Source organism: Paraglaciecola aestuariivivens (assembly GCF_052983255.1).
On the sequence record NZ_JBRKBA010000009.1, the window covers coordinates 91,361 to 116,482 of the forward strand.

The 25,122-nt window shown below is 41.4% G+C and carries 22 protein-coding genes; 10 read left to right on the top strand and 12 right to left on the bottom strand.

What is annotated here, in order from left to right:
* Nucleotides 1-2: 2 nt before the first annotated feature.
* Entirely contained in the window at nt 3-1,676 is a 1,674-nt protein-coding gene (locus tag ACVCDT_RS13490) for an isovaleryl-CoA dehydrogenase (RefSeq protein WP_447133309.1), read from the top strand.
* 594 nt (nt 1,677-2,270) lie between these two features.
* Here ACVCDT_RS13490 and ACVCDT_RS13495 read toward each other — a convergent pair.
* The 3 genes from ACVCDT_RS13495 to ACVCDT_RS13505 form a co-directional block, all read right to left on the bottom strand.
* Complete coding sequence (locus ACVCDT_RS13495) at nt 2,271-2,657, bottom strand: MmcQ/YjbR family DNA-binding protein (protein WP_447133310.1); 387 nt, start codon at nt 2,655-2,657, stop codon at nt 2,271-2,273.
* A gap of 212 nt (nt 2,658-2,869) precedes the next feature.
* Nucleotides 2,870-3,433 (bottom strand): phosphoribosyltransferase, encoded by a 564-nt coding sequence (locus ACVCDT_RS13500; RefSeq protein WP_447133311.1) that lies wholly within the window; start codon nt 3,431-3,433, stop codon nt 2,870-2,872.
* A 139-nt stretch (nt 3,434-3,572) separates the two neighbouring features.
* Nucleotides 3,573-4,784: a lipoprotein-releasing ABC transporter permease subunit gene (locus tag ACVCDT_RS13505; RefSeq protein ID WP_447133312.1), complete on the bottom strand. Its 1,212-nt coding sequence runs from the start codon at nt 4,782-4,784 to the stop codon at nt 3,573-3,575.
* Nucleotides 4,785-4,914: 130 nt separating this feature from the next.
* Here ACVCDT_RS13505 and ACVCDT_RS13510 point away from each other — a divergent pair, with 130 nt between their 5' ends.
* The 3 genes from ACVCDT_RS13510 to ACVCDT_RS13520 are packed head-to-tail and all read left to right on the top strand — an operon-like array spanning nt 4,915 to nt 10,735.
* The gene (locus ACVCDT_RS13510) at nt 4,915-5,508 is read left to right on the top strand and encodes a PilZ domain-containing protein (protein ID WP_447133313.1); all 594 of its coding nucleotides are present in this window, start codon (nt 4,915-4,917) and stop codon (nt 5,506-5,508) included.
* 14 nt (nt 5,509-5,522) lie between these two features.
* Entirely contained in the window at nt 5,523-9,017 is a 3,495-nt protein-coding gene (mfd, locus tag ACVCDT_RS13515) for a transcription-repair coupling factor (RefSeq protein WP_447133314.1), read from the top strand.
* Nucleotides 9,018-9,061: 44 nt separating this feature from the next.
* Entirely contained in the window at nt 9,062-10,735 is a 1,674-nt protein-coding gene (locus tag ACVCDT_RS13520) for a CsiV family protein (protein ID WP_447133315.1), read from the top strand.
* Nucleotides 10,736-10,746: 11 nt separating this feature from the next.
* Here ACVCDT_RS13520 and ACVCDT_RS13525 read toward each other — a convergent pair whose 3' ends face one another.
* Together ACVCDT_RS13525 and nagZ are read right to left on the bottom strand one after the other, a co-directional pair.
* Nucleotides 10,747-12,174, bottom strand: a complete 1,428-nt coding sequence (locus ACVCDT_RS13525) for an SLC13 family permease (RefSeq protein ID WP_447133316.1) — start codon at nt 12,172-12,174, stop codon at nt 10,747-10,749.
* Nucleotides 12,164-13,189, bottom strand: coding sequence for a beta-N-acetylhexosaminidase (nagZ, locus tag ACVCDT_RS13530; protein WP_447133317.1), 1,026 nt, complete (start codon nt 13,187-13,189; stop codon nt 12,164-12,166). The genes ACVCDT_RS13525 and nagZ overlap by 11 nt, the downstream gene beginning before the upstream one ends.
* 166 nt (nt 13,190-13,355) lie before the next feature.
* On the opposite strand from nagZ, the gene nadK reads away from it, so the two are divergent.
* The 3 genes from nadK (at nt 13,356) to ACVCDT_RS13545 (ending at nt 16,500) form a co-directional block, all read left to right on the top strand.
* On the top strand, nt 13,356-14,231 hold the full coding sequence (gene nadK, locus ACVCDT_RS13535; RefSeq protein ID WP_447133318.1) for an NAD(+) kinase: 876 nt from the start codon (nt 13,356-13,358) through the stop codon (nt 14,229-14,231).
* Nucleotides 14,232-14,340: 109 nt separating this feature from the next.
* The gene (gene recN / locus ACVCDT_RS13540; protein ID WP_447133319.1) at nt 14,341-16,014 is read left to right on the top strand and encodes a DNA repair protein RecN; all 1,674 of its coding nucleotides are present in this window, start codon (nt 14,341-14,343) and stop codon (nt 16,012-16,014) included.
* A 129-nt stretch (nt 16,015-16,143) separates the two neighbouring features.
* Nucleotides 16,144-16,500, top strand: coding sequence for an outer membrane protein assembly factor BamE (locus tag ACVCDT_RS13545; protein WP_447133320.1), 357 nt, complete (start codon nt 16,144-16,146; stop codon nt 16,498-16,500).
* A gap of 174 nt (nt 16,501-16,674) precedes the next feature.
* Here ACVCDT_RS13545 and ACVCDT_RS13550 read toward each other — a convergent pair whose 3' ends face one another.
* Nucleotides 16,675-17,577, bottom strand: a complete 903-nt coding sequence (locus ACVCDT_RS13550) for a LysR substrate-binding domain-containing protein (protein WP_447133321.1) — start codon at nt 17,575-17,577, stop codon at nt 16,675-16,677.
* Nucleotides 17,578-17,689: 112 nt separating this feature from the next.
* Between ACVCDT_RS13550 and ACVCDT_RS13555 the strand changes: the two genes are divergently transcribed.
* A complete protein-coding gene (locus tag ACVCDT_RS13555; protein ID WP_447133322.1) occupies nt 17,690-18,004 on the top strand; it encodes a hypothetical protein in 315 nt (104 codons plus the stop codon).
* An 80-nt stretch (nt 18,005-18,084) separates the two neighbouring features.
* On the opposite strand, the gene ACVCDT_RS13560 is transcribed toward ACVCDT_RS13555, so the two are convergent.
* The 5 genes from ACVCDT_RS13560 to ACVCDT_RS13580 form a co-directional block, all read right to left on the bottom strand.
* Nucleotides 18,085-18,822, bottom strand: coding sequence for a TerC family protein (locus tag ACVCDT_RS13560; RefSeq protein WP_447133323.1), 738 nt, complete (start codon nt 18,820-18,822; stop codon nt 18,085-18,087).
* A gap of 102 nt (nt 18,823-18,924) precedes the next feature.
* Nucleotides 18,925-19,992 (bottom strand): 23S rRNA (cytidine(2498)-2'-O)-methyltransferase RlmM, encoded by a 1,068-nt coding sequence (gene rlmM, locus ACVCDT_RS13565; RefSeq protein ID WP_447133324.1) that lies wholly within the window; start codon nt 19,990-19,992, stop codon nt 18,925-18,927.
* Entirely contained in the window at nt 19,993-20,364 is a 372-nt protein-coding gene (locus ACVCDT_RS13570; protein ID WP_447133325.1) for a DUF423 domain-containing protein, read from the bottom strand. It lies immediately after the preceding gene.
* 25 nt (nt 20,365-20,389) lie between these two features.
* A complete protein-coding gene (locus ACVCDT_RS13575; RefSeq protein WP_447133326.1) occupies nt 20,390-21,016 on the bottom strand; it encodes an alpha/beta family hydrolase in 627 nt (208 codons plus the stop codon).
* Nucleotides 20,997-21,905: a transcriptional regulator GcvA gene (locus ACVCDT_RS13580; protein WP_447133327.1), complete on the bottom strand. Its 909-nt coding sequence runs from the start codon at nt 21,903-21,905 to the stop codon at nt 20,997-20,999. The genes ACVCDT_RS13575 and ACVCDT_RS13580 overlap by 20 nt, the downstream gene beginning before the upstream one ends.
* 220 nt (nt 21,906-22,125) lie before the next feature.
* Here ACVCDT_RS13580 and ACVCDT_RS13585 point away from each other — a divergent pair, with 220 nt between their 5' ends.
* On the top strand, nt 22,126-22,446 hold the full coding sequence (locus tag ACVCDT_RS13585) for a hypothetical protein (protein ID WP_447133328.1): 321 nt from the start codon (nt 22,126-22,128) through the stop codon (nt 22,444-22,446).
* An 81-nt stretch (nt 22,447-22,527) separates the two neighbouring features.
* Here ACVCDT_RS13585 and kdsA read toward each other — a convergent pair whose 3' ends face one another.
* Nucleotides 22,528-23,379, bottom strand: a complete 852-nt coding sequence (kdsA, locus tag ACVCDT_RS13590) for a 3-deoxy-8-phosphooctulonate synthase (protein ID WP_447133329.1) — start codon at nt 23,377-23,379, stop codon at nt 22,528-22,530.
* Between the two features lie 273 nt (nt 23,380-23,652).
* Here kdsA and miaB point away from each other — a divergent pair, with 273 nt between their 5' ends.
* On the top strand, nt 23,653-25,083 hold the full coding sequence (miaB, locus tag ACVCDT_RS13595) for a tRNA (N6-isopentenyl adenosine(37)-C2)-methylthiotransferase MiaB (RefSeq protein ID WP_447133330.1): 1,431 nt from the start codon (nt 23,653-23,655) through the stop codon (nt 25,081-25,083).
* Nucleotides 25,084-25,122: the final 39 nt, after the last annotated feature.

Below are 25,122 nucleotides of genomic sequence, written 5' to 3' on the forward strand. Positions count from 1 at the left end.
GCATGTCTAAAAGCAAAAACTCAGTCAAAGTGTTAGCCGAAACTCATCAAGTGTTTAATCGTCCTAAGCCGCTACATAACTATAACCTGTATATGCAAGACAAGGCCTTAACCGCAGCGGTAAAACGCGAAGGGGGCCAAGCCCATCAAGCTCAGCTGATAGATTTTGGTAAATGGGCAGGTAAACAATCTAGCATTGACTTGGGCTTTCAAGCCAACCAAAACCCACCCCAATTTTATAGTCATGACGCCTATGGGCATCGAATAGACGAAATTCGCTTCCACCCTGCTTATCATACGCTAATGAAACAATCCATCGAACAAGGGATCCATTCTTCACACTGGGTTGACCCTAGCCCTGGCGCCCATGTGGCACGTGCTGCCATGTTTTATTTGCAAACCCAAGTAGAAGCTGGGCATTTGTGCCCTATTACTATGACCTCAGCTGCAATCCCCGCACTCTTAAGCCAACCCGATATACTGGCCAAATACGGCCTACAAATTATGGCCAAAGAATACGACCCACGTAATATTCCGCTGGAGCAGAAAAAAGGCATAACAGTGGGCATGGCCATGACCGAAAAACAAGGGGGCTCAGATGTTCAAGCTAACACCACCACAGCCGATCCTATAAACCAAGCTGGTGCGGGTCAGGCTTATTCGTTAGTGGGGCATAAATATTTTGTTTCGGCACCTATGTCTGATGCATTTTTAGTGTTGGCCAAAACCCCTAAAGGTGTGTCTTGCTTTTTTGTGCCACGCTGGAAGCCCGATGGCAGTAAAAACCCCATGCAAATTCAGCGCTTAAAATTAAAAATGGGCAATGTGTCTAATGCCTCATGCGAAACTGAATTGCGCGGTGCTTATGGCTTAATGATAGGTGAAGAAGGTAAAGGCATTCGTACCATTTTAAATATGGTGGCCATGACCCGTTTTGATTGCATGATTGGCTCGGCAGCAGGCATGCGCCAAGCTGTGGTGCAAGCTGTTCATCACTGTAGTCAACGCAGTGCTTTTGGTGAACTACTTGTCAACCAACCGCTAATGCAAAATGTGTTAGCCGATTTAATTATAGAAAGCGAAGCCGCACTGGCTATGACCATGCGAATTGCCCGAGCCTTAGATCACAAAACCACTAATGAAAACGAAAACCTATTAGTTAGAATTGGCACCTCTATTGGCAAATATTGGTTAGGCAAGCGGCAACCCGAGCATGCCTTTGAAGCCATGGAATGTATTGGTGGAATGGGGGTAATGGAAGACACCATAATGCCAAGGTTATACCGCGAAGCCCCCATCAACTCCATATGGGAAGGCAGTGGCAATGTGCAATGTTTAGATATGTTGCGCACCTTAAATAAATCCCCCCAAGCCTTAGAGGCGTTTTATCACGAACTAGAGTTAAGCCAAGGTCTGCATCCTAACTTAGACATAGCAATAACAGAGCTAAAACAAGCCTTAAAGGATAAACAACAACTAGAATATCGCGCCAGATTTTTAGTTGAACGTATGGCGTTAACCTTTCAAGGCGCCCTACTCATGCGCAGTGGCGATCCACATATTGCCGAAGCATTTTGTTTATCGCGCTTAGCACCGCAAAGTCGTGGTTTAGTTTACGGCAACTTACCATTAGAGGTTAATTGCCAGCACATTATTACGCGGGCACGCGTGTCTTGATTTTATTATTCATAGATTGAGTCAAATCTAGTGGCATCACTGTGCCACTTTAGTCAGTCACACCTGTAAAGGTAGGTGACGAATGTGCACCATTAACCGTCATCCCCAACTCGATTGGGAATCTTTGCTTGGTGTCAATTGCGGTCACTTACACTCTTACTTATAACTCCGTCATTGGAGCTTGTAGCAGTAAGCGGTCTTTGAGGATATCTAAGATATTACATCTCGCCGACGGCGCAGATATTGAAGATATTACACGTCATTCCCTCGGAGGAGGGAACCCACTAATAGTTACCGTACAAGCAATTTAAGTTCTGTAAATCAGTATGATAGGAGTGAGCTTTAATCCATTTTAACTCTGGAAACAACATACTTTTTTGACTTCACAGATGTTGCAGGAGATTCCTTCCTCCGAAGGAATGACGGGGGATAAACGGGAGGGGGCAACGACCGCTTTCTCAGTAAACTTGTCATACGCCTTAGCCAAGGCGTTTTATTGCATCTCACTCTATGCCAAGACTCCCAATCGAGTTGAGCATGACAGTTGCTGGCACTAAGCAAACACCTGCATTCACAACTGTAAAAGGGCATTTATTAAACATGCAGCAATATTGATTGTTGCTCTTTCTTGGTCATTTTACTCACTACTAAATTAAACGAATTATCTATCATGCGTTCAATTTCACCCTTTGGTATGCTTCCATCTAATTTAATGGTATTCCAATGAACTTTATTCATGTGGTAGCCGGGGATAACGGCGTCGAATATATCTCTTAGCATTATGGCTTCTTGTGGGTCGCATTTAAGATTCATCCACCATATAGGCTCACCGCTATTTTGGGCTTTACCCATTTTACCTAAGGCTAAATTAGCAAACATTTTACCTTTAACTTTAAACACCGCTACTCCTTCGCCAAATGGATAATCTTCTAGAGTAAAAGGTTTATGCAATAAATATTGCCTAGCTTGGTGTTGATCCATCGACTTACCCTCAGTGGCTTAATTTAATTCTTTAATTGTGGGCAAACACCCAGCCATGTGTTTTTTATCAAACAACTATGCCCTGCTGGTTCTGGCTTTTCAATTTTTAGCTATGGGTTAATACAATTAGTTATGGCATAAAAAAAGACCGATTAAAATCAGTCTTTTTTTTAAAATCATTTACCCTTGGTTTTAAGGGCGTTAGCTTAAGCTTAATCTTGTTGCAATAAGTCCATTACATTGACTAAGTCAGTTTTACCTTGAATGATTTCGTCTGGGGTTAAGCCCGAAATCTCATGAGGAAACACCAACCATTCGTCACTTTCGTGTACGTAGTAATCTGGCACTATGTCAGTTTTATTGTTTTGCGGCTTGTAATAAGGGCAAGCAATACGAACGTCTTTTGGCATGTTAGCGCGAGACAGCTTTTTGATTTGTTTGATCAGTGCTTCAACACTTCGCCCCGAATCAAATACGTCGTCTACTATCAACAAGCTATCGTCGGCATTAGCATTTTCAATTAAATAGTGCAGCCCATGCACTTTTATGGTTTTAGATTGTTGATCTATGCCGTAATAAGAGGAGGTGCGCACTGCTATGTGATCGGTTTCCACTTTTTTAAAATCAAAATATTCTTGAACGGCAATTCCAATTGGCGCGCCACCACGCCAAATTCCAACGATAAAATGAGGACGAAAGCCACTTTCATAAACTTTTGCCGCCACACGAAAAGAGTCTTCGAGTAACTGTTGAGCGGTGATAAAGGTTTTTTCCATTAGACATACCTACAATATGTGCTGAATTAACCAGCAAGCTGCGCATTTTTAGAGCGATAATACAAAATTAATTTCGTATTATAGACAAATACTTAGCCCAAGAACCGAGTTATTTTCATTTTGTTGTGTTAAAGCCAGATTATTCATACTTTAAAGCATTTGCTGGTTGCACCCTAACCGCCCGATATGCAGGGTACAAACTGGCAAAAAAGCACAATAACAAAGACGTGATAATCAATCCCCCTACTTGGCTCCATTGCAAATCAATAGGCACACCTTGCCCTTGTGGGCTTAAAAACACCGGAAAATTAAACACTTTAATTAAATTGTTAATTTGACTGACTAACAGCACGCCACCTAGCACACCAATGACTGTGCCTTTTAGACCATTGTAGATGCCGTTAAACAAAAAGATTGCCATAATGTGTTTGCGCAACATGCCTTGGGTCAACAAAATAGCAATGTCACCTTGTTTTTCTGTGACGACCATAACTAAGGCTGAAACTATATTAAATGCAGCCACAGAGATGATCAGTAACAACATCAAGGACATCATATTTTTTTCCATTTTTACCGCATCAAACAACACCCCTTGTTGTTCACGCCAATTGGTACTGCTGTACCCAAGCTTATGCAGTTCATCAACTACCATTTGATAGTCAAAGGCATCGGCCAAAAATAAACGGGTTTGGGCTAAATTATTGGTTTTGTCGCGTAATAATTTAGCGCTGTCGTCTATATGCATAAACACCGCTTTATCATCGAGCGACGACCCCATGTCGTACACCCCAACCACAGTAAAAATACGTTGACTGTAAATACGCCCAAAAGGACCAAAATAACTGTTTTCGGCGGCTATTAAGCGAGTATTATCACCTAAATGTAAATCTAATTGTATTGCCAGAGCGCGCCCAATAATCACCCCATATTCACCTTTAACCAAATCTGTTAACTGCCCAGCTAACATATGATCGGCCACTACAGAAGCGCTCTGCATCACCTCAGGTTCAATGCCTTGTAACATCACCCCTTTTAAGCCTTGCGGTGATTGCACTATGCCTTCTGCATCAATTTGTTGAGCACTAGCCACAACCCCAGGCAGAGTAGCCAAAACCTCTGGCAGCAAACGGCCTTGTTCTTGTGGTTTCACCATTATATGCGGGGTAATGCCTAAATTGCGCAGTTTTAATTCGCCTTCAAAGCCATTCATAACAGACAACACTGTAATCAGTGCCATTAACCCTAATGCTATACCCGCCACCGAGAAAAAATTAATAAAGGCAATAAAGTGGTTGCCTTTTGAGGCTTGGGCATAACGTAAACCGATAAAAGCCGAGACTGGATAAAACATGAGTTTAGAATTCTTTTATATTGATAAATAGTTGAAAAACAACTTGTTAAGTATTGGTATACTAGCAAGGATGTTGAATAATACGTGCTTGAGATACATCTCACAAGCCGCACAAAAACTGAGAAAGAAAATGGAAAATTTAACCTTAGAACAAAAACACCAACAGTTCTCTGAATTTTTTATGATCCAGCACGATATTCCGGTCAATATGCGTTCAGTTGCGCCTAGCTTTGCCTTACTCGATCCAGCAGAGTTACATCAGCATATGCCTTACGAATTTCAAATTGCTAGTGAGCTATCAAGTATCGACAGCAAAGCCTTAAGACCACTGCGTAGCTTAGGTGAACACGCGGTTGAGTTGGCCGAGTTTTTAACCCATCAATCGCGTAAAATAGACTTAATGATGTCGTTGATATTACAACAACATGCCAGTCAAGAAACCAGCTACACTGGGGTACAATTTGGGGGCGGCGGCATAGTAGTTGAATGCCCTAACGAATGGGCGGTGGGGCAAATCACTGAGTTAAAATTATTTTTACGCGAAGAAGCCAGCGCCATTTTTTGTTTTGCCGAAGTTATTGCTTGTAAGCCGAGTAAGGATAAGTACCATGTATCGCTTATTTTTTCTTGTATTCGCGAAGAAGACCAAGACCTATTAGTCAAAGCCAGTTTGCACCTTCAAGCGGCAGCCTTACGCAAACGTAAATCCTTAGAAAAGAACTAAAACGAACACTATTAATGACACAGAGTATTTTTTCTCCGCCTCTTCCCAATCACAATCAAAAAACCAAGTCTGATATTCGTCATTGGGGAAATCTACATGGCAGTAGCGCAGCCTTAGCCATTGCAAAAGCCACGACTGAAGCACCAGGGCCAATATTACTCATTACTGCAGATACCCCTAGTGCCATTAAACTCGAAAAAGAACTAGATTACTTTTTAACCGAGCAAGACATAGATGTGCAGTTGTTTCCTGATTGGGAAACCCTGCCCTACGACAGTTTTTCACCTCATCAAGATATTGTTTCGCAACGTCTAGAAACCTTATATCAGTTAACCCAAAACGAAAGACGTGTGTTTATTGTGCCCATCAATACCTTAATGATGCGTGCGGCACCGGTAGATTACATAGGTAAATATTTACTGATTTTGTCTGTGCAGCAAAAATTACAAATAGACAACTTTAGGCAAGGGTTAGAACGCGCTGGCTATTTACATGTGAATCAAGTCATGAGCCATAGCGAATTTTCTATTCGCGGAAGCATTATCGATTTGTTTCCTATGGGGAGTCAGCACCCCTATCGAATCGATTTATTTGATGATGAAATCGACAGTATTCGCCATTTTGAACCCGTCACTCAACGTTCGGGCGATAAAGTTGATGAAATTAAACTATTACCCGCCCGCGAGTTTCCAACAGACAAAGACGCTACCCTGTTATTTAGGCAACAATACCTAACCAAGTTTGACGCCAATAACAGTAAAGAGTCGATTTATTATCAAGTTGGCAAAGGCTTAATGCCAGGGGGTATTGAATACTACTTACCTTTATTTTTTGAACACACTGCCACTTTATTTGATTATTTAAATCAAGACACCACAGTGTTAATGCATGGTGACTTACAAAAAGCCCATCAGCACTATTATCAAGACGTCAGCCACAGATACGAACAGTTAAGATATAACTTAGCCAGACCTTTATTGCACCCTGGCGACATATTTATGCGCGAAGAAGAATTATTTCGCGCTTTAAAAGAATGGCCCAGAGTACAAATTCAGGTTGGCGCAGTAGAAAAAAAGGCCGGTCACTATAATTTTGCCACAGATCACATAGGTGATGTGGCGTTAAAACCGCAAAACAAATTGCCTTGGGCACAGTTAAAACAGCAAGTGGCTGAATGGCAAAAACAACAAGTTAAAGTGCTATTTAGTGCTGAATCTGCAGGACGCCGTGAAGGCCTGTTAGAAATTTTAGGCAAAGCAGAAATTAAAGCTAACTACGTTAAAAGCTTTGATGAGTTTATCCAAAGCCCAGACAGCATAGGTATAACAGTTGGGGCGGCTGAATTTAGTTTTTTAATTAAAGACAAAAAACAGTCCTTAGCCTTTATTACCGAAACCGAATTATTAGGGCATAAAATCAGTCACAGGCGTAAACGTGACACCCGCCAAGGCACAGACGAATCTGCCATTATTCGTAACCTTGCCGAATTAGCCATAAATCAGCCTGTAGTACATTACGAACATGGTGTAGGTCGCTACTTAGGGCTACAAACACTAGATGCAGGTGGCATTGCCACCGAATACCTAACCATAGAATACGCCAAAAAATCTAAACTCTATGTGCCAGTGTCGTCGCTACATTTAATCAGCCGCTACAGTGGAGGCGACATCGAACACGCACCACTGCATCATCTAGGAACAGACACTTGGAGCAAAGCCAAGAAAAAAGCCGCCGAAAAAGTACGAGATGTGGCAGCCCAGTTATTAGATGTCTATGCCCAACGTGCGGCTAAGCCTGGTTACGCCTTTAAAATTGCTTGGGATGAATACCAAGCGTTTAGTGATAGTTTTCCTTTTGAAGAAACCTTAGATCAACAAAAAGCCATTAATGCAGTGATCCAAGACATGGGCTCGTCTAATGCCATGGACAGATTAGTTTGTGGTGATGTAGGTTTTGGTAAAACCGAAGTAGCCATGCGCGCGGCCTTTATTGCAGCCAATCAAGGTAAACAGGTGGCCATATTGGTACCCACCACTTTGTTAGCCCACCAACATTTTGAAAACTTTAAAGAACGTTTTGTTAACTGCCCCTTTAGAATTGAAGTGCTATCGCGCTTTGTTAGCGCCAAAGACTCAAAAGCAATAGTAAGCGCCATAGCCGAAGGCAAAGTAGATATCATTGTAGGTACTCATACCCTATTGCAAGACAGATTAAAGTTTAATGATTTGGGGCTAGTGATTATTGATGAAGAACACCGTTTTGGTGTACGACAAAAAGAAAAATTTAAAGCCTTACGTTCAGACGTAGACATTTTAACCCTTACCGCTACCCCTATTCCACGAACCTTAAATATGGCGTTAAGCGGCATGCGCGATCTATCTATTATTGCCACACCTCCGGCCAAACGTTTACCTATTAAAACCTTTGTCCAACAACGTAGCAAAGAGCTAATCCGCGAGGCCATAATGCGTGAAATTTTACGGGGTGGTCAGGTGTACTTTTTACATAACGAAGTAGACACAATAGAGCGCACAGCCGAAGAAATTGCCGAAATTGTGCCAGAAGCACGCATTGTTATTGCCCATGGCCAAATGCGCGAGCGTGAGCTTGAAAAGGTCATGTCTGACTTTAATCATCAGCGCTTTAATGTATTGCTTTGTACCACTATTATCGAAACCGGCATAGATGTGCCCTCTGCCAATACCATAGTCATGGACAGAGCCGATCATTTAGGTTTAGCCCAGTTGCACCAATTACGTGGACGTGTGGGACGTTCGCACCATCAAGCTTATGCTTATTTGTTAACCCCACATCCAAGGCGCTTAACTAAAGATGCGGCCAAACGTTTAGAAGCCATCTCTTCGTTAGAAGAATTAGGCGCAGGCTTTGCTTTGGCCACCCACGATTTAGAAATTCGTGGAGCAGGAGAATTACTTGGCGACGGTCAATCAGGGCAAATATCTAGCATAGGCTTTACCTTGTATATGGACATGCTAGAACAGGCAGTAGAAGCCTTAAAAGAAGGCAAAGAGCCAAGTTTAGATAGTGCTCTTGCCACCCAAACAGAAATTGATTTACGTTTACCGGCTTTATTCCCAGACGACTATATTGCTGATGTAAATACCCGTTTATCTTTATATAAAAAACTAGCGGGTTGCAAAGACGAACGCTCGGTCAACGAAATGCAAATTGAATTAATAGATAGATTTGGCTTATTGCCACAACCGGCTAAAAACCTGATTGATATCACCTTGCTCAAATTAAAAGCTAAGCACATTGGTATCAGTAAATTAGAAGGTACCAACGCCGGTGGCTTTGTTGAGTTTTCGCAGCAAACCCAAATAAACCCTAGCTTTATTATTAAACTGATCCAATCGCAGCCACGAATTTATAAGCTAGATGGGCCACAAAAATTAAAAATTAACGTGCCTACTGAATCTGCCAAAGATAGACTGGAACTCTTTAATGCCATGCTAACCGAATTTAGCCAACAATTGCGAGCTGCTTAATGACAGACCAATCAAGCCCTAGACCTAGATCATTTGGTACTTTTTTGAAAAAAGCTAGCCTGGCTTTGTCGGTTGCCAGCATCTGTTTGGGTGCCACGGCGCAAACCGCTGAACAAGAGTGGTGGTTTGATGTAGAAGTGATTTTATTTGAGCGGCATCTCGATCCAAGTAAAATTTTGGAGCAATTTGCAGCCTCAAGTTTTTTACCGCCTCAAGCTGAAGCAACGGATTTATTAACCCCCTATTTAAAACCTGATATTAGTTATTTACTGGCGGGTTTAGACTACTGCCGCACGTCAAAAAGACAAGAGCAAGCGCAAAAAAGGCAACAAGACTTTGCCTTTCCACAGCCTGTTGCACAAGATGAAGTAATTCAAGAGCCGACAGATACAGATAATCAAGTCCTTGTAGAACAAGGGTTAGCGAGCATCAGCCAAGAAATACAGCAACAAGAGCATGGCTTGGACTTAACCTCTACAGAGCCAACAAGCCAACCAAGCGAACAACTTGCTTCTAACCCAGAGGCGCTAAACTCGCTAGAGACAGTACCACAAGAAACAGCACGCCATGAGGCAGCACTTCAAGAGATAGCACCGCAAGAACAGCAGATCACTGATACTGAAGCGACAGAGCTTGAACCACAGCTTACCGAAACCAACCAAGCTGAGCCCATTGATGAGCCAGCGCCCGAAAAAGCTAGGCCACCCATTCAAATTAGCTGGTTAGAATGGCAAATACCCAGTCAGTTACCTTGTGCTTATAGTGAACAAATCGATCCTATCTTAACTTTGCCTGAGCTAAGCCATACAGTTGAGTTTGAGTCGGCAACACCAAACCAGCAGCCAGACTTATGGTTAGATACAGTACCAGTGACCATAAACGGCATAGAGTGGTTAGAAAAAGGCCCAGCCTTTTTGTTACCTAGCGACACATTTAGAATGCAAAAGTTATTTAATAGCATTAAAAAACAACGAGATATTTCACCCATTTTGCATCTAAGTTGGCGACAACAAGTAGAATTTGGGCGAGACAATGCGCAAAGCTTTCGACTCTTTGCTGGTAAAAATTATGCCAATGAATTTGATCTTAATGGCCGCCCTTTGGCAGTGACTCAAGCGCTAGAAACAGAGCTAGCGCCCGCAACAGAAGCAGGATCAGAAACAGACATATTGTTTGAGCAACTTTTACCACAAGACAGCGAAACGGGCTTACAAGCACAGCCATTAGAAGTAGAAAACACTGAGATTTTAGCTGAGCTAGCAACAAAAGAGCCCGATTTGATAAGTCAAATAGAGCAGGCATTATCAGAGCGCGCACCCATTGATTTTAGAGTGCATGCCAACCCAGTTGAGGCTAAAAACCCAAGCAACACCAGCAACCAGTCTGTTAGCGATATTTGGCAACTCGATGGCCTACTCACAGTTTATTTAAGACGTATAGGCCGAGTGCCTTATTTACACATTGACGGTAACTTTGATTATCGACAACCGATTTATCCCGAGCAAGATGCCAATATAGGCGATGACACTACCCAAGAGCCATTGCTTCAGCCCTCTGCTGAGGCTTATTTACAAAGTGTAAACTTTAACCAGTTAAGACGAGTGATCAGCAAACAAGTGCATTATTTTGATCACCCTTTATTTGGCATGATAGTGCGTATTCATCGCTTTAGATGGCCACAGCCTGATGAAGAACTTGAAACTGAAGCGGCTGATTAAGCCGCTTTAAATTACTGTAAAGTAAAACAACTGACCAAGGTAATAATTGCCGCTAACATAACATTTAGCACGCAACCCTCTTTTGCCATAGTTTTAATACTAAACTTGTCCATGCCATACACTATGGCATTAGGCGCAGTAGCCACAGGTAACATAAATGCACAGCTAGCACTGATAGCCGCAGGCATCATCATTAACGCAGGATCAATGCCTGCTGCTACACCTGCCGCGGCCAAAATTGGCATAAGCAAAGTAGCAGTGGCAGTATTTGAGGTGATTTCGGTTAAAAAAGTCACAAATAAACAAATACTCAATACCAATAGTGGTACAGGTAAATCAGACAAGCCAGTTAGGGCTTCGCCTAACAGCCCACTTAACCCCGATGCAGTAAAGGCTTTGGCTATGCAGATCCCGCCTGCAAATAACAACAACATACCCCAAGGAATAGACACTGCGGTCTGCCAATCGAGTAATTTGTTTTCACTGAATTTTTGTGCCACTTCACCAAACTTTTGCGTTTTATCGCTAGGTTTAGGTTTATCTTGAGGCTCTCCATTGGGAATTAAAAACATCAACACCACACCGGCCAAGGCAATGCTGCTATCACCTATGTTTGGCATATTCAGCCAGTTCGTCCAAAACGGTCTAAACATCCAAGCCAAGGCCACACAGCCAAAGGTGATCAACACCCGCTTTTCGGCTGATGTCCACTGCCCTGACTGAGGTAACACATAAGATTGAGTATTTTGTAAATTGCGAGTTAACCACCATGCAATAACAGGAATGCCAATTAGTACTATAGGCACCCCAGTTTTCATCCATTCAAAAAAGCTAATTTCTTTACCTTGGGTTTCTAGATACACACTCATAAAAATGATATTAGGTGGAGTACCTACTGGAGTTCCTACCCCACCTAAACTAGCGGCATAGGCAATACCTAATAACATGGCTATGGTTAGCTTGGGATCTTTAACATGTTGCAAAACCGCTAAGGTAATAGGTAACAACATTAAGGTTGTGGCTGAATTAGAGATCCACATACTTAATATGGCAGCGGTTAACATAAAACCTAAGACTAAACGCTTAGCGCTATTGCCCCCAGTTATATTAACTAGGTAATAAGCTAAGCGGCTATGAACATTAGATTTTTCTAAGGCTTTGGACAGCATAAAGGCGCCCATAAGTAATAAAATCACATGGCTACCTAAAGCCGAAGCCGATTCTTTATGGGTTAATACCCCAGCCATGGGAAACGCAAAAAACGGGATCAAAGAAGTAACAGGTATAGGTAGCGCTTCAGTTACCCACAACATAGCTACAAACAAAGTAATAGCAGCGGTGGCAGCAATCATATGCGGCTGGTTAACCGATAACAAAACGCCATACAACAGCCCCGAACACAGCAAGGCTAAGACAATTAATTTATTATTATTCAGCATAAAACTGGCCTAAAGTACGTTGAGCATCTTGATAAGCTTGGCTTTTAATTAACTCAGAAAAATCAAAATGTTGTTGATGCTTTAAAGTTTGTATTCGAGTTAAACTCGCAGGCTCAATCTGAATATCTTTAGGCAAGCCATCTATAACCTGCACCGCCCCTTTAGGATCGTTACACACCAGCACCATATCGCAGCCTGCGGCTATGGCTAGTTCGGCGCGATCAACTATATTGCCCATTTGTACAGCACCTTGCATGGACAAGTCATCTGAAAATACCACCCCGTTAAAGCCCAGCTGTTGGCGTAAAATTTGTTTGATCCACACAGACGAAAAACCAGCAGGCAACTCATCTACTGCAGGATAAATCACATGAGCCGGCATCACTGCATCTAATAAGCCTTGTTGGTGAATGGCGGCAAAAATTGCCATATCTAAATCAAAAATGGCCTGCTTAGCACGCTTATCTATGGGCATAGCAATATGCGAGTCTTCGAGTACATTACCATGCCCAGGAAAATGTTTACCTGTGGCCCGCATTCCCACTTTATGCATGCCTTGAATAAACTGACTGGCTAAAGACACTATCACCTCTGGTTGCTGATGAAAGCTTCTATCGCCTATAACTTCAGATATGCCATGAATATCTAATACTGGGGCAAAACTAATATCAATATCAAAGGCCAGCAATTCTGCCGCCATTAACCATCCACATTGAAAAGCCGTGTGCTCAGCACTTAAGCCCCGCTTTGGCGCTTGAGTGGCAATACTGCCCATAGCTGGAATACGACTAAACCCCTGTCTAAATCGCTGTACCCGCCCACCTTCGTGATCGGTCGCAATAATAAGCGGATTTAGTGCGGCTTGCCTAAGCTGCTGAACTAACTCAGCCAGTTGTTTTTGATCGTGATAATTGCGTGAAAATAAAATTACTCCACCTACTAGCGGGTGGTCGAGTATTTCGGATTCTTCTGCGGTTAGCTCAAAACCCGACACATCTAACATCAATGGGCCCATTTAACGCCTTTTTTATACAAAGTTCTGTGAACATAAAAACCAAATCTTAACGTTATTCACTACACGAGTGAAATCTAATTTAAGCGTTAATAATCTTAGAAAGGCATGACTTTATTCTATGCTGCTGGTTATACTGCATTTCCGCGAATTCTTAGAAATTGGTTAAATGAAGTTTAAAACGGTTGGATTAATTGGCAAACAAGCCCATCAAGGCGCAACGTTAAGCCTAAAAGCATTAGTGGTATATTTAACTAAACGAGGCTGCCGAGTGCTGGTTGAAACCCATACTGCCCAAGATTTAAACACCACAGGTTTTGAAACCTTCAGTATTGACGAAATTGGCCAACTAGCCGATTTAGCCATAGTGGTAGGTGGTGATGGCAATATGCTTGGGGCTGCGCGAGTATTGGCTGAATACAATGTGGCAGTACTTGGGGTAAACCGCGGCAACTTAGGCTTTTTAACCGACATTAATCCAGACGACTTTGAACCCCAATTAGATAGCATTTTTGAACAAGAATGCGAAATTGAACAACGCTTTTTATTAGAAGTAGAAGTTTTTAGAGACGGGCAAATACAAAGCCAAGACTCAGCAGTTAACGAAGTGGTACTGCATCACGGCAAAGTGGCGCATATGATGGAGTTTGAAGTTTATCTGGATGACCATTTTGTGTTTAGTCAACGTTCAGACGGTTTAATTGTTGCCACACCTACTGGTTCAACGGCTTATTCTTTGTCTGGTGGTGGCCCTATTCTCACTCCCAACTTAGATGCCTTGGCTTTGGTCCCTATGTTTCCGCACACTTTGAGTAGTCGCCCCATAGTAGTAGATGCCAATAGCACGGTAAAACTAAAAGTATCAAAAGAAAACAAAGACAATCTTCAAGTGAGTTGCGACAGTCATATTGTGTTAACTGTTTTGCCTGGTGACGAAATTATTATTTCTAAAAACCCCGCTAGACTGTCTTTAATTCACCCTAAAAATTATAATTATTTCAATGTTTTACGCACTAAACTAGGTTGGGGCAGCAAACTTTATTAAGGCTAAAGTTTAATTATTTCATTTCAATGCTAGACAGCCAATCAAAGGCTGGTTATATTTACAGTTACTGTATATAAAGCCAGTCTTTGTTTTTATTGGAGCGTCATTCATGTTAACTCATCTATCGATTCGAAATTTTGCCGTAGTAAAAAGTCTAGATATAGATTTTAGTCAAGGCATGACCGCTGTAACCGGCGAAACCGGTGCGGGTAAGTCAATCTCGGTTGATGCCTTAGGATTATGTTTAGGCGATAGAGCCGACAGCGGCATGGTACGTACTGGCGCAGATAAAGCAGAAGTTAGTGTTGGCTTTAATATTCAGCAATTAAACAGTGCACGACTATGGTTAACAGAGCACGAACTGTTAGATAACCACGAAGTGATTATTAGACGAGTCATTTCGGCCGAAGGACGTTCAAAGGCCTTTATCAACGGCACCCCCGTTCCTTTACAACAATTAAAAGATTTAGGTCAATTTTTACTGAGTATCCATGGTCAACATGCACACCAACTCATTTTAAAAAGTGAAAATCAGCGCCAATTATTAGATCAATTTGCCGAACACCCTAAATTGTTAACGGCCGTTGCTGAGCAATACCAACAGTTAAAAAACCAACAAAATCAATATAATGCCTTATTAGAGGGCCAACAACAAAGGCAAGATCGCAGCCAATTGCTTGCCTATCAAATTCAAGAATTAGATGAATTTGCCTTAGCTGAGGGAGAATTTAGTGAATTAGAATCTGAGCATAAAAAACTCAGCAATAGCCAAACTTTGTTAGAGCAATGCCAAATTAGTTTCCATCAACTGTATGAGGCCGATGAGTTTAATGCCCTTTCTGCAGTGCAAAATAGTTTAGATCGACTAACTGAATTACAACAGCATGATCCAAGCTTAGCGCCTATTGTAAACCTGTTATCCGAAGCCAGCATTCAAATTGACGAAGCCTCTAATGAATTACGCAACTACACAGAGCAATTAGAAATTGACCCTATGCGTATGCAAAATGTAGAAGCCCGCTATTCTCAAGCCCTCGATTTAGCGCGTAAACACAATGTAAAGCCAGAAGCCTTATACGACCTGCACCAACAGCTGCACCTTGAATACAGTGAATTAGTAAAAGACGATAGCTTGCTAACCGAACTAAAAGAGCAGCTGCAGGCCACTGAGTTGCAATACCAACAAGCCGCCAAAAGCTTGAGCACTTCAAGGCAAAAGCAAGCCAAACATTTTGCTAAACAAGTTGAGCAGCACATTCGACAAATGAATATGGCTGACGCAGTGTTTGAGATTAAAGTACTGCACAACCCACAAGCTGCGCCACATAAGTTAGGCTTAGACGCAGTACAATTTGTTGTTTCAACCAATAAAGGCCAAGCCTTAGATAACCTTGAAAAAGTAGTATCGGGCGGTGAGTTATCTAGAATAGGCTTAGCCATTCAAGTAATTAGCTCGAGCAACAATGACATTGCCACCATGATTTTTGATGAGGTAGATACTGGTATAAGTGGCTCTACCGCTTCAGTTGTAGGTCAATTGCTAAGAAAATTAGGTGAAAAAGCCCAAGTCATTTGTGTTACCCATTTACCGCAAGTGGCCGCTAGAGCCCACAATCAAATGTTTGTGACTAAGTTTAGCGACAAAAAAACCACTGAAACTCATATGATTTGTTTACAAGAAAGTGAACGAATTGAAGAGTTGGCACGTCTATTAGCTGGCGATACTCTTACTGAGTCTGCTATGGCAAATGCCAGAGAATTGTTACAAATCAGTAATTCATAACAATTAGGCATTGATTGCGCTATCGCGACTGGTAAGATGCTTGCCATAAATGAACAAGGTGTTGGTTTTTATTGTTGTTACAACAACAAATGCCAAATACTGCCATTACTGTCACTGAATCGAGTAAAAATGAAGTTTAAGAATTTACTGTTGGTATTAACCACTACTGTTATGTTGTCGGCCTGCGCTGATTGGATTTTTCGAATTGATGTGCCGCAAGGTAACTTTTTAGATGCTAAGGATGTAAAAAAACTTAGGATCGCCATGACCAAAGAACAAGTAGTTTATGTTTTAGGTAAACCTGTACTCGAAGACGCCTTTGATCATGATACTTGGTATTACCTTTATCAAATGAAGCGCGGCATGAAAAAACGTGGCGAAGACTTCCGTAAAGAGCTCACCATTAAGTTTGTTGACGACAAAGTCGCCAAAGTAGAAGGCGATTTTGAGTTATCAGAAGATTTTAATATTCCTCTCGACCAATAAAAGTAAATGCCTTGCCGTTTAATCTGTAAACGGCAAGGTGCTTTTCCCTCTGCACAACAAAGCCTGATAAATCTGGATTTACTGTTAACAACCCTAAGCTGAATGTTTTATTAATATTCTGACTTTTGGCATTAAGCTAGGCAGCATTGTCATTCACTGCCCTTTTTAAACTCACTAATCATGCTTAAAGCTTTTTGTCACTGTAGGCACAAACCATTGTTCAAAAGCTTTGACTTTGGCAAACGAAAAATGATGCTCTGGCGCGACTAAATATAACGAATATGGGCTAACAACCCGATAATCTAACACTACTTCTAAGGTTTTGTGCCTTAGGTGCCTTTCTACTAAACATTGATTGGTTAATAACAGCCCCTGCCCGGCTAATGCATGGTCAATTAATGGCATGGCATTGTCTGATTGAATACTTAACCTACACCCATCTATATTCACACCAAAATGTTCAGCACATGCTTGGTATGCTTCAGGAAAGGCTGGGCTGGTATCGTAGATAATAGGTAATTTAAATACCTCAGCAGCTTGGCTTTTATCTATCTTGGCTAGCGCTAAGGGGCTGGCCACTAAAACCAATTGGTCGGTCATGATTTGCTTTTCTTGCACCCCTGCGTAGCCACCACGCCCCATACGAATGGCTAAGTCCACTTCAGTTTGTTGAAAGTTAACCAGCTCATTTGAAGGCATCAATTGCACCATAAGCTCGGGAAACTGAGCTTGAAAATTTGGCAGATGCTCAATTAACCAAGACGAGGTAAAAGAATGTAAGGCAGTTATACGTAAGATGTTAGGACGCATATCTCCACTGACCTTTTGTACCCCTAGTTGCATTTCTTTAAACGCTAAATCTATATGCGGAAATAACTGCTGACCTTCACGGGTTAGTAAGGTCTGTTTAACCGAGCGTACAAACAACTCTACCCCCAGATAGCCTTCCAGTAAGCGAATTTGTTGACTTACCGCGGCCTGAGTAACAAAAAGTTGCTCTGCCGCTAATTTAAAGCTCTTTTGTTGCGCTGCCACCCAAAAAAATTGCAACGACTTTAATGAAGGTAAGGTTTGCATAAACAGGCCCACTAATTAAGTTTTTCTTAACTATTGCTAAATTTATATCGTTTGTTTGGCTGTTGTCTAGTGTCTATTCTTGATTTTACCAACAGCAATAAAGGAAAGCATCATGAAATACATTTTAATTACAGCTAGCTTAATCACTACACTTAGCACAATCTCAGTCGCTCAAGCTAAGTTAAACAAGATCTATAGCAACCAAAACTATCCATACAAACAGTTAATTCACCGCAGTGAATCGGTTAAATTAATCTATAGTGAAAATCAAGCAAGCATCACCTGTAAAGTGGCAGTGCAACATAAGGAAAATCTTCACCAAACTGCCCCACTAGAGGTAAGTAAACAAAAGTTTAGCGCGGCTCCACTGGCTAGCTGTTTACCCCGCCAGCAAGCCAAGGCTTTGTTAGCTTCAACTTTTAAATAACTAAAATAAACAAGGGGCGAATTTTGACAGTTTTAATCAATAAAGCTGTCAAATATCGCCCTTATTTTACTGTGAGAGAATTAATTTGCCTTAGTGCGAGCGCGCCTAGCGAGCATGTTTAACCCTTCCACTAACACTGAAAATGCCATAGCTGAATAAATATAGCCTTTAGGCAGATGGGCACCAAAACCGTCGGCTATTAAGGTGGTTCCTATTAACAATAAAAAACCTAGGGCTAACATTACAATACTTGGGTTAGCATGAATGAATTTTGCTAAGGGCTCTGCGGCTAACAACATAGATAATACAGCGATAATTACCGCCGCCACCATAATAGGAATATGAGTGGTCATGCCCACAGCGGTAATAATACTGTCGAGTGAAAAGACTATATCTAAAATTAAGATTTGGACTACCACTAAGGCAACGGCATTAGTGGCCACTTTAGGGTTAAGTGAGTCTGGCCCAGGTTCGGGATCCACTATATGATGAATTTCTGTGGTGGCCTTCCACACTAGAAATAACCCACCAACAATTAAAATCACATCTTTCCAAGAAAAAGCATGACCAAATAATTCAACAATGGGATAAGTCAGCTTAACTATTGATGCAATTATAGCTAACAAGCCCAACCTAAGTATCAGTGCCGCTGAAATACCTATACGCCTTGCTTTGGCTCTTTGGTGCTCTGGTAATTTATTTGACACCACTGAAATAAATACCAGGTTATCAATCCCCAGCACTACTTCCATGGCCGTTAAGGCTAAAAATGCTGCCCAAGCAGTGGGGTCATATAGCAGTGAAATAATATAATCCATCAGTCATCCTCTAGTTAGACCCAATTAGATTAACAGCCATTAAGGCAGCATTAGGCTAGTGTATTATGACTTTTGCAATACTGCTAAAAATTTCACTTGTTTCTAAGCCAAGCGTAAATGTACTGTCACTTCTTCTCTATTGTGGTACAGATGTTTGGCTTGGATCAGATATTTCCCAGCTTGCTGGGCCTGCATAACATTTTCAATGATCGTCAATGCATCTTGCATAGATTCATAACGTTTTTTCATCGGCAGTTTAAGGTTAAACATGGCTTCTTTACAGCGCCCATCTGCCACCCACTCTGCCATTAATTTAGCCACTCGTTGAGGTTGCTCTATCATGTCGCAAACTAACCAATAGATGTTGTTTTTCTTGGGCTTAAATTTAAATCCATCTTCTGGGCAATAGGTGACCTGCCCGGTTTCCATTAATGCTTCGTCCATGGCGCCATTGTCTACCGCTTCAACAAACATACCTCGCTTCACCAGTTGATAAGTCCAGCCACCAGGGCATGCGCCTAAATCAACTGCATGTAAACCTCCTTGTAAGCGAGCCTCATGTTCTTCTTTAGGAATAAAAGTTTGAAAAGCTTCATCAAGTTTTAACGTAGAACGGCTAGGCGCATCAAAGGGAAATTTAAGCCGTAAAATTCCCAAGGGTAAAGGTGAATTGTTGTTACTGAAGGAATAACCTAAATATGCAAAATTATTACGTGTAAAAAACACATGCATCACAGGCTTATTGGCTTGGTCTTTTTTGGTTAACTTATTTTTTTTACGTAAAGCTTGGCGCAATGGCACGCTAATTTTTCGACAAAACTTAGACAATTCGCGTCCCTCAGTAGTGTCAACGTATTCAACCCTTAACTCGCCACACAAAGGAAAATCTTCACAAGCTTGCAACAAAGGGCTAATGCGGTCAGCTACATCCATGTCTTCTATGACTTGCATACAAGCAAACTGCTGGCGGGCAAAAATCATTTGATTAAAGGCTAATTTTTTAGCTAAGACTTCAGCATCTTGGGTTTGATAGCAGTTAAACAGCACAAAGCCACTATGCTTTTTGGCTTGAGGGTAACCAAATACTTCAAGCTGGGCGGCTTTAGCTTGAATTTCATTGGCAAGATCATTTTCAAAGCCACTGCGGCAATAGGCTAATAGTCCCGCCATTTATTCCACTCCTTTAAAGGCATAAAGCACTAGTAGTGCCCAGCCAATAATTAAACACAGCCCCCCAATTGGGGTAATAGGCCCAAACCACTTTATTTGGGTCAAAGCTAATACATATAAACTGCCACTAAATAAAAGTATACCGGCCAACATAAAACCCGCACTGTAGATCACTAACACATGGGGCATCAGACGATACAAGATCACTAATAAAATTAGCGCTAAACTGTGGTACATCTGATATTGCACGCCAGTTTGAAATGCCTGCAATAAAGTGTCTGTTATACGCCCTTTTAAACCATGGGCAGCAAAGGCACCTAAAATCACTGAAATCATGGCACTAGCGGCCGCTATGCCTAATAAAACCTTCATATATTCTCTCTTGCTAGTATCTGCTTTAATCTTGGCAGACTTTTTGAATAAATTGTGCGCTTTGCTCAATTGCCAGCTCGATATTTTCAGCTAAGGATAAACCCGAAGCTTTGCGTGGCTTAAAACTATGATCACCATCGGTTAAATACTTAATTTGTATCTTGGCATCAAGATCATAATGGGCAATTTCTTGTTGTGTTCCAAAGGTATCTCGCTCGCCCTGTAAAATAAGCATAGGGCGGGATACCTCACTTAGATGTGCAGTACGTAGCTTTTCGGGCTTACCAGGCGGATGAAACGGATAACCCATACATATGCAAGCACAAGCATTAGTATCGTCTAAAATCAGGCTAGCTACCCTTCCGCCCATAGATTTGCCACCAATTACCACAGGTAAATTAGAATCTAATTCAGTCAATACTGCTTTAAATTGATTTTGTAGTTTGTCCATTTTATCTGGTGGTCGTCTTTTACCTAATTGCTGTGCTAACTGCATATAATCAAAGTCAAAACGCAGCACATTGATCTGGCGTTTGGCTAAACCTAGCGCCACACTTTGCATAAATTCATGGTCTTTGCCGGCTCCTGCGCCATGAGCAAACACAAAATTAGCTAAGGGGCGCTCGGCGCTATTAATTAAAATCTTGGTCAATTTGTTCTTCTTTTACTTCGTCTAAAAGCCATTCTCGAAAGGCTGAAATTTTACCGAGATCGGCTTGGGATTGATGACACACTAAATAGTAGGCATTTTTGGTGATCAGTTTTTCTTCAAACGGACAAATTAATCGACCCGCTTCGATTTCTGGGCGCGCTAAAACACTGTGCCCAAGTGCAATACCCTGGCCTAGCGCGGCGGCTTGCTGCACTAACATTGAATGACTAAAAATCGGACCATGGTCAACATTCACCCCTAACACATTAAAATGTTTGATCCACTCTTGCCAGGCTTCACGTGAAGAGTCGTGTAATAACCTATGCTTGCCTAAATCGTCTAAGGTGTCTAAAGGCGTGTCACCCTGAAACAATAGGGGTGAACACATAGGGGTAAGGTATTCTGTATGCAGTTTATCGGCCACTAAACCTGGCCACTTACCTTTACCAAAATAAATCGCCACATCCACATCGTCGGTTAAAAAGCCTTCGTTACCATCTACCGCTTTAATCCGAATATCAATTTCGGGGTTAAGCTGACTAAATTGGCTAATTCGAGGTACTAACCACTGAATAGCAAAACTAGTTTGCAATGCTACAGTAATTGCCCCTTTGCCCCCTTTGGCTACTAACCTTTCAGTGGCATCGTATAGAGACTGAAAGATTTCTTTTAAGTCTAAATAATAACCTTGCCCCTCTTCGGTTAAAAAAAGTGCACGATTCTTTCGCACAAACAATTTCATCGACAAAAATTCTTCAAGGGCTTTTATTTGATGGCTAATTGCCGCTTGGGTAACAAATAGCTCATCGGCGGCACGGGTAAAACTTAAATGTTTTGCCGCCACTTCAAAGGCTTTCAGCGAGTTTAATGGGGGTAATCTTCGATTCATTTTAAGTCAACTAAGTCTGGGCGGTTACAGGCATCTATTCACATTAGTTTTTCTAATGAATAATAATACAAAATGTCATTTAACTGCAATCTATAAGGCGTATAAAATATCAGCACTTCTAGAAATAAATCCTTAATAATTAAAGATTAACATTTAGAAGAAACTAAAAATAACGAATACAAACTATTTTTATAACATTACTAAACTTAAGGTTAACAAAATGAAAACATCTTTAACATCTATGGCTATTTTAGCCTTTTCTTTAGGTGCTGCAGCTGTCTCTCCGCTGTCTATGGCGAGCTTGCTAAATGAAGACACTAATACTAACAGACAAACCTTAGAAGCGAATGAGGTTAGTCTAGAAGAGCAGATTAAACACAGCATACTTTCTATGTTGTCACACGCCCCTAAGCAAGTAGAAAAAAACCAAATTAATCAGCAATTAGCCGAAGAAAGTTTGGCTATGCAAACCACTGATTTAATTAAAGAGCTAGAGAGCAATATACCTAAAATGAAATTTAAGGTGATACTAGCCGACTAAATCAGTAAACCAACAACCCAAGTTTTAGTAACTATTAGGGTGCTTAACTTTATTCATTAAGCACCCTAGTAATTCAGTCAATTAGTTGGCGCTGGTGTCTAATGGCGCAAAGCCTTTAACTAATTGGTCTAACGCTAACATTTGTTCTAAATAAGGCTCTAGTTTATCTAAAGCTAAAGCACAAGGCCCGTCACACTTAGCCTCATTAGGATTTGGGTGCGCTTCAATAAATAACCCTGCTAGTCCCAATGCCATGCCACTTCTTGCAAGTTGCGCAGCTTGAGCTCGTCTACCATCGGCTGAATCACTTCGACCACCTGGCTTTTGTAAGGCATGGGTAGCATCGAATATTACCGGGGCATAAGCTTTCATTTCATCCATGGCTAACATATCTACCACTAGATTGTTATAACCAAAACAAGAGCCTCGTTCACACAAAATAATCTTGTCATTCCCTGCTTCGCCAAATTTAGAGATGATATGGCGCATTTCGTGAGCAGCTAAAAACTGAGGTTTTTTAACATTAATAATGGCATTAGTTTTGGCCATAGCCACGACCAAATCTGTTTGGCGCGCTAAAAAGGCGGGTAATTGGATCACATCTACCACTTCTGCCACTGGCGCCGCTTGAAAAGTTTCGTGCACATCAGTAATGACTGGCACCTCAAAGGTCTGTTTGATTTCTTCGAAAATCTTTAATCCAGCTTCCATACCTGGCCCACGATATGAATTAACCGAAGAACGATTAGCTTTATCAAACGACGCTTTAAACACATAGGGAATGCCTAATTTGTCTGTGACTTTTTTGTAATGTTCGGCAATGCGCATGGCCAGATCGCGAGACTCTAGTACATTCATGCCACCAAAAAGCACAAAAGGTTGATCGTTGGCCACAGTAATATCGCCAAGTTTAATTTGCTGTAAATTCTGCATAGTGATTCTTAATTAATTGAAAAAACAAAGCTGTATAACAAGCATACCAAGCTAAATCTTGTGTGCCTATGCAAAATATTTAATCGTAGATTGTGTATGTAGTCACAAATGGCAACAAATAATGGCTGTTTTGCATAGGATAAATGTTCGGTATTGGTAGCGTACAAACTAAATAACACGTAAAATACGCGGTTCGATTTTGGTGATTATGCTGTTTTTAGGCAGATTTAAATAACCAAACCAGATGTATTAGAAAGGTAAGTACAATCCGCTATGACAAAGAAGCTATTTATTAAAACTTGGGGTTGCCAAATGAACGAGTATGACTCGGAGAAAATGGCTGATCTTTTAGACTCAACACATGGCTACCAAGCCACAGATACAGCTGAAGATGCGGATATCATTTTACTTAATACCTGCTCTATTCGCGAAAAAGCCCAAGAAAAAGTGTTTCATCAGTTAGGGCGTTGGAAAAATCTAAAAAAACACAAACCAGAATTAATAATAGGGGTTGGCGGTTGTGTGGCCTCGCAAGAAGGCGACACTATTCGTAAACGTGCGCCTTTTGTAGACGTAATTTTTGGTCCTCAAACCTTACATCGCTTACCTGAAATGATTAATCAGATTAAAGGCGGCAGCCAATCTGTAGTAGATGTAAGCTTTCCCGAAATCGAAAAGTTTGACCGTCTTCCTGAGCCTAAAGCAGAAGGTCCAAGTGCCTTTGTGTCTATTATGGAAGGCTGTTCTAAATACTGTACCTTTTGTGTTGTACCTTACACTCGTGGTGAAGAAGTCAGTCGCCCGGTAGATGATGTATTATTAGAAATCGCCCAATTAGCCGAGCAAGGGGTACGCGAAGTTAACTTATTAGGGCAAAACGTCAACGCCTTTCGTGGACCTAATTACGACGGCAGCATTTGTACTTTTGCTGAATTGTTAGAGTTGGTTGCCTCTATTAATGGTATTGATCGCATTCGTTACACCACTTCGCACCCAGTTGAATTTACAGACGATATTATTGATGCTTATGCCACCATTCCAGAGTTAGTCGATCACCTTCACTTACCTGTGCAATCTGGTGCAGATCGTATTCTTAACCTGATGAAACGTGGCCATACTGCCATTGAATATAAATCTAAAATTAGGCGTTTGAAAAAAATACGTCCCAATTTGAGCATGTCTTCTGACTTTATTATTGGTTTTCCTGGGGAAACCGATGCCGATTTTGAAGCCACTATGGATTTAATTCAGGCCATAGACTTTGATTTAAGCTTTAGTTTTATTTATAGCGCACGTCCTGGTACTCCAGCGGCAGACCTACCCGATGACGTGAGTGAAGAAACCAAAAAACAACGCTTAAGTTTATTGCAACAGCGCATTACCCAACAGGCCCTGCGAATTGCCCGCAATATGATAGATACAGAGCAACGAATTTTAGTCGAAGGCCCATCTAAGAAAAACCCAATGGAATTAATGGGGCGCACAGAAAACAACCGAGTCGTGAATTTTGAAGGTACCCCTAAAATGATCGGTCAATTTGTGGATATTAAAATCACAGACGTGTTTGCTAATTCATTGCGCGGTACTGTTATTCGCACCGAAGACCAAATGGACTTACGTAACGAGTTAAGCCCAGAAGCTATCTTAGCCAAAAACCCCAATAAGCTAGATGACTTGGGTGTAGGCAAAGTTGTCCCCATTTAAGTTATTATTCACCCATATTTATATTAAGAGATTATTCAT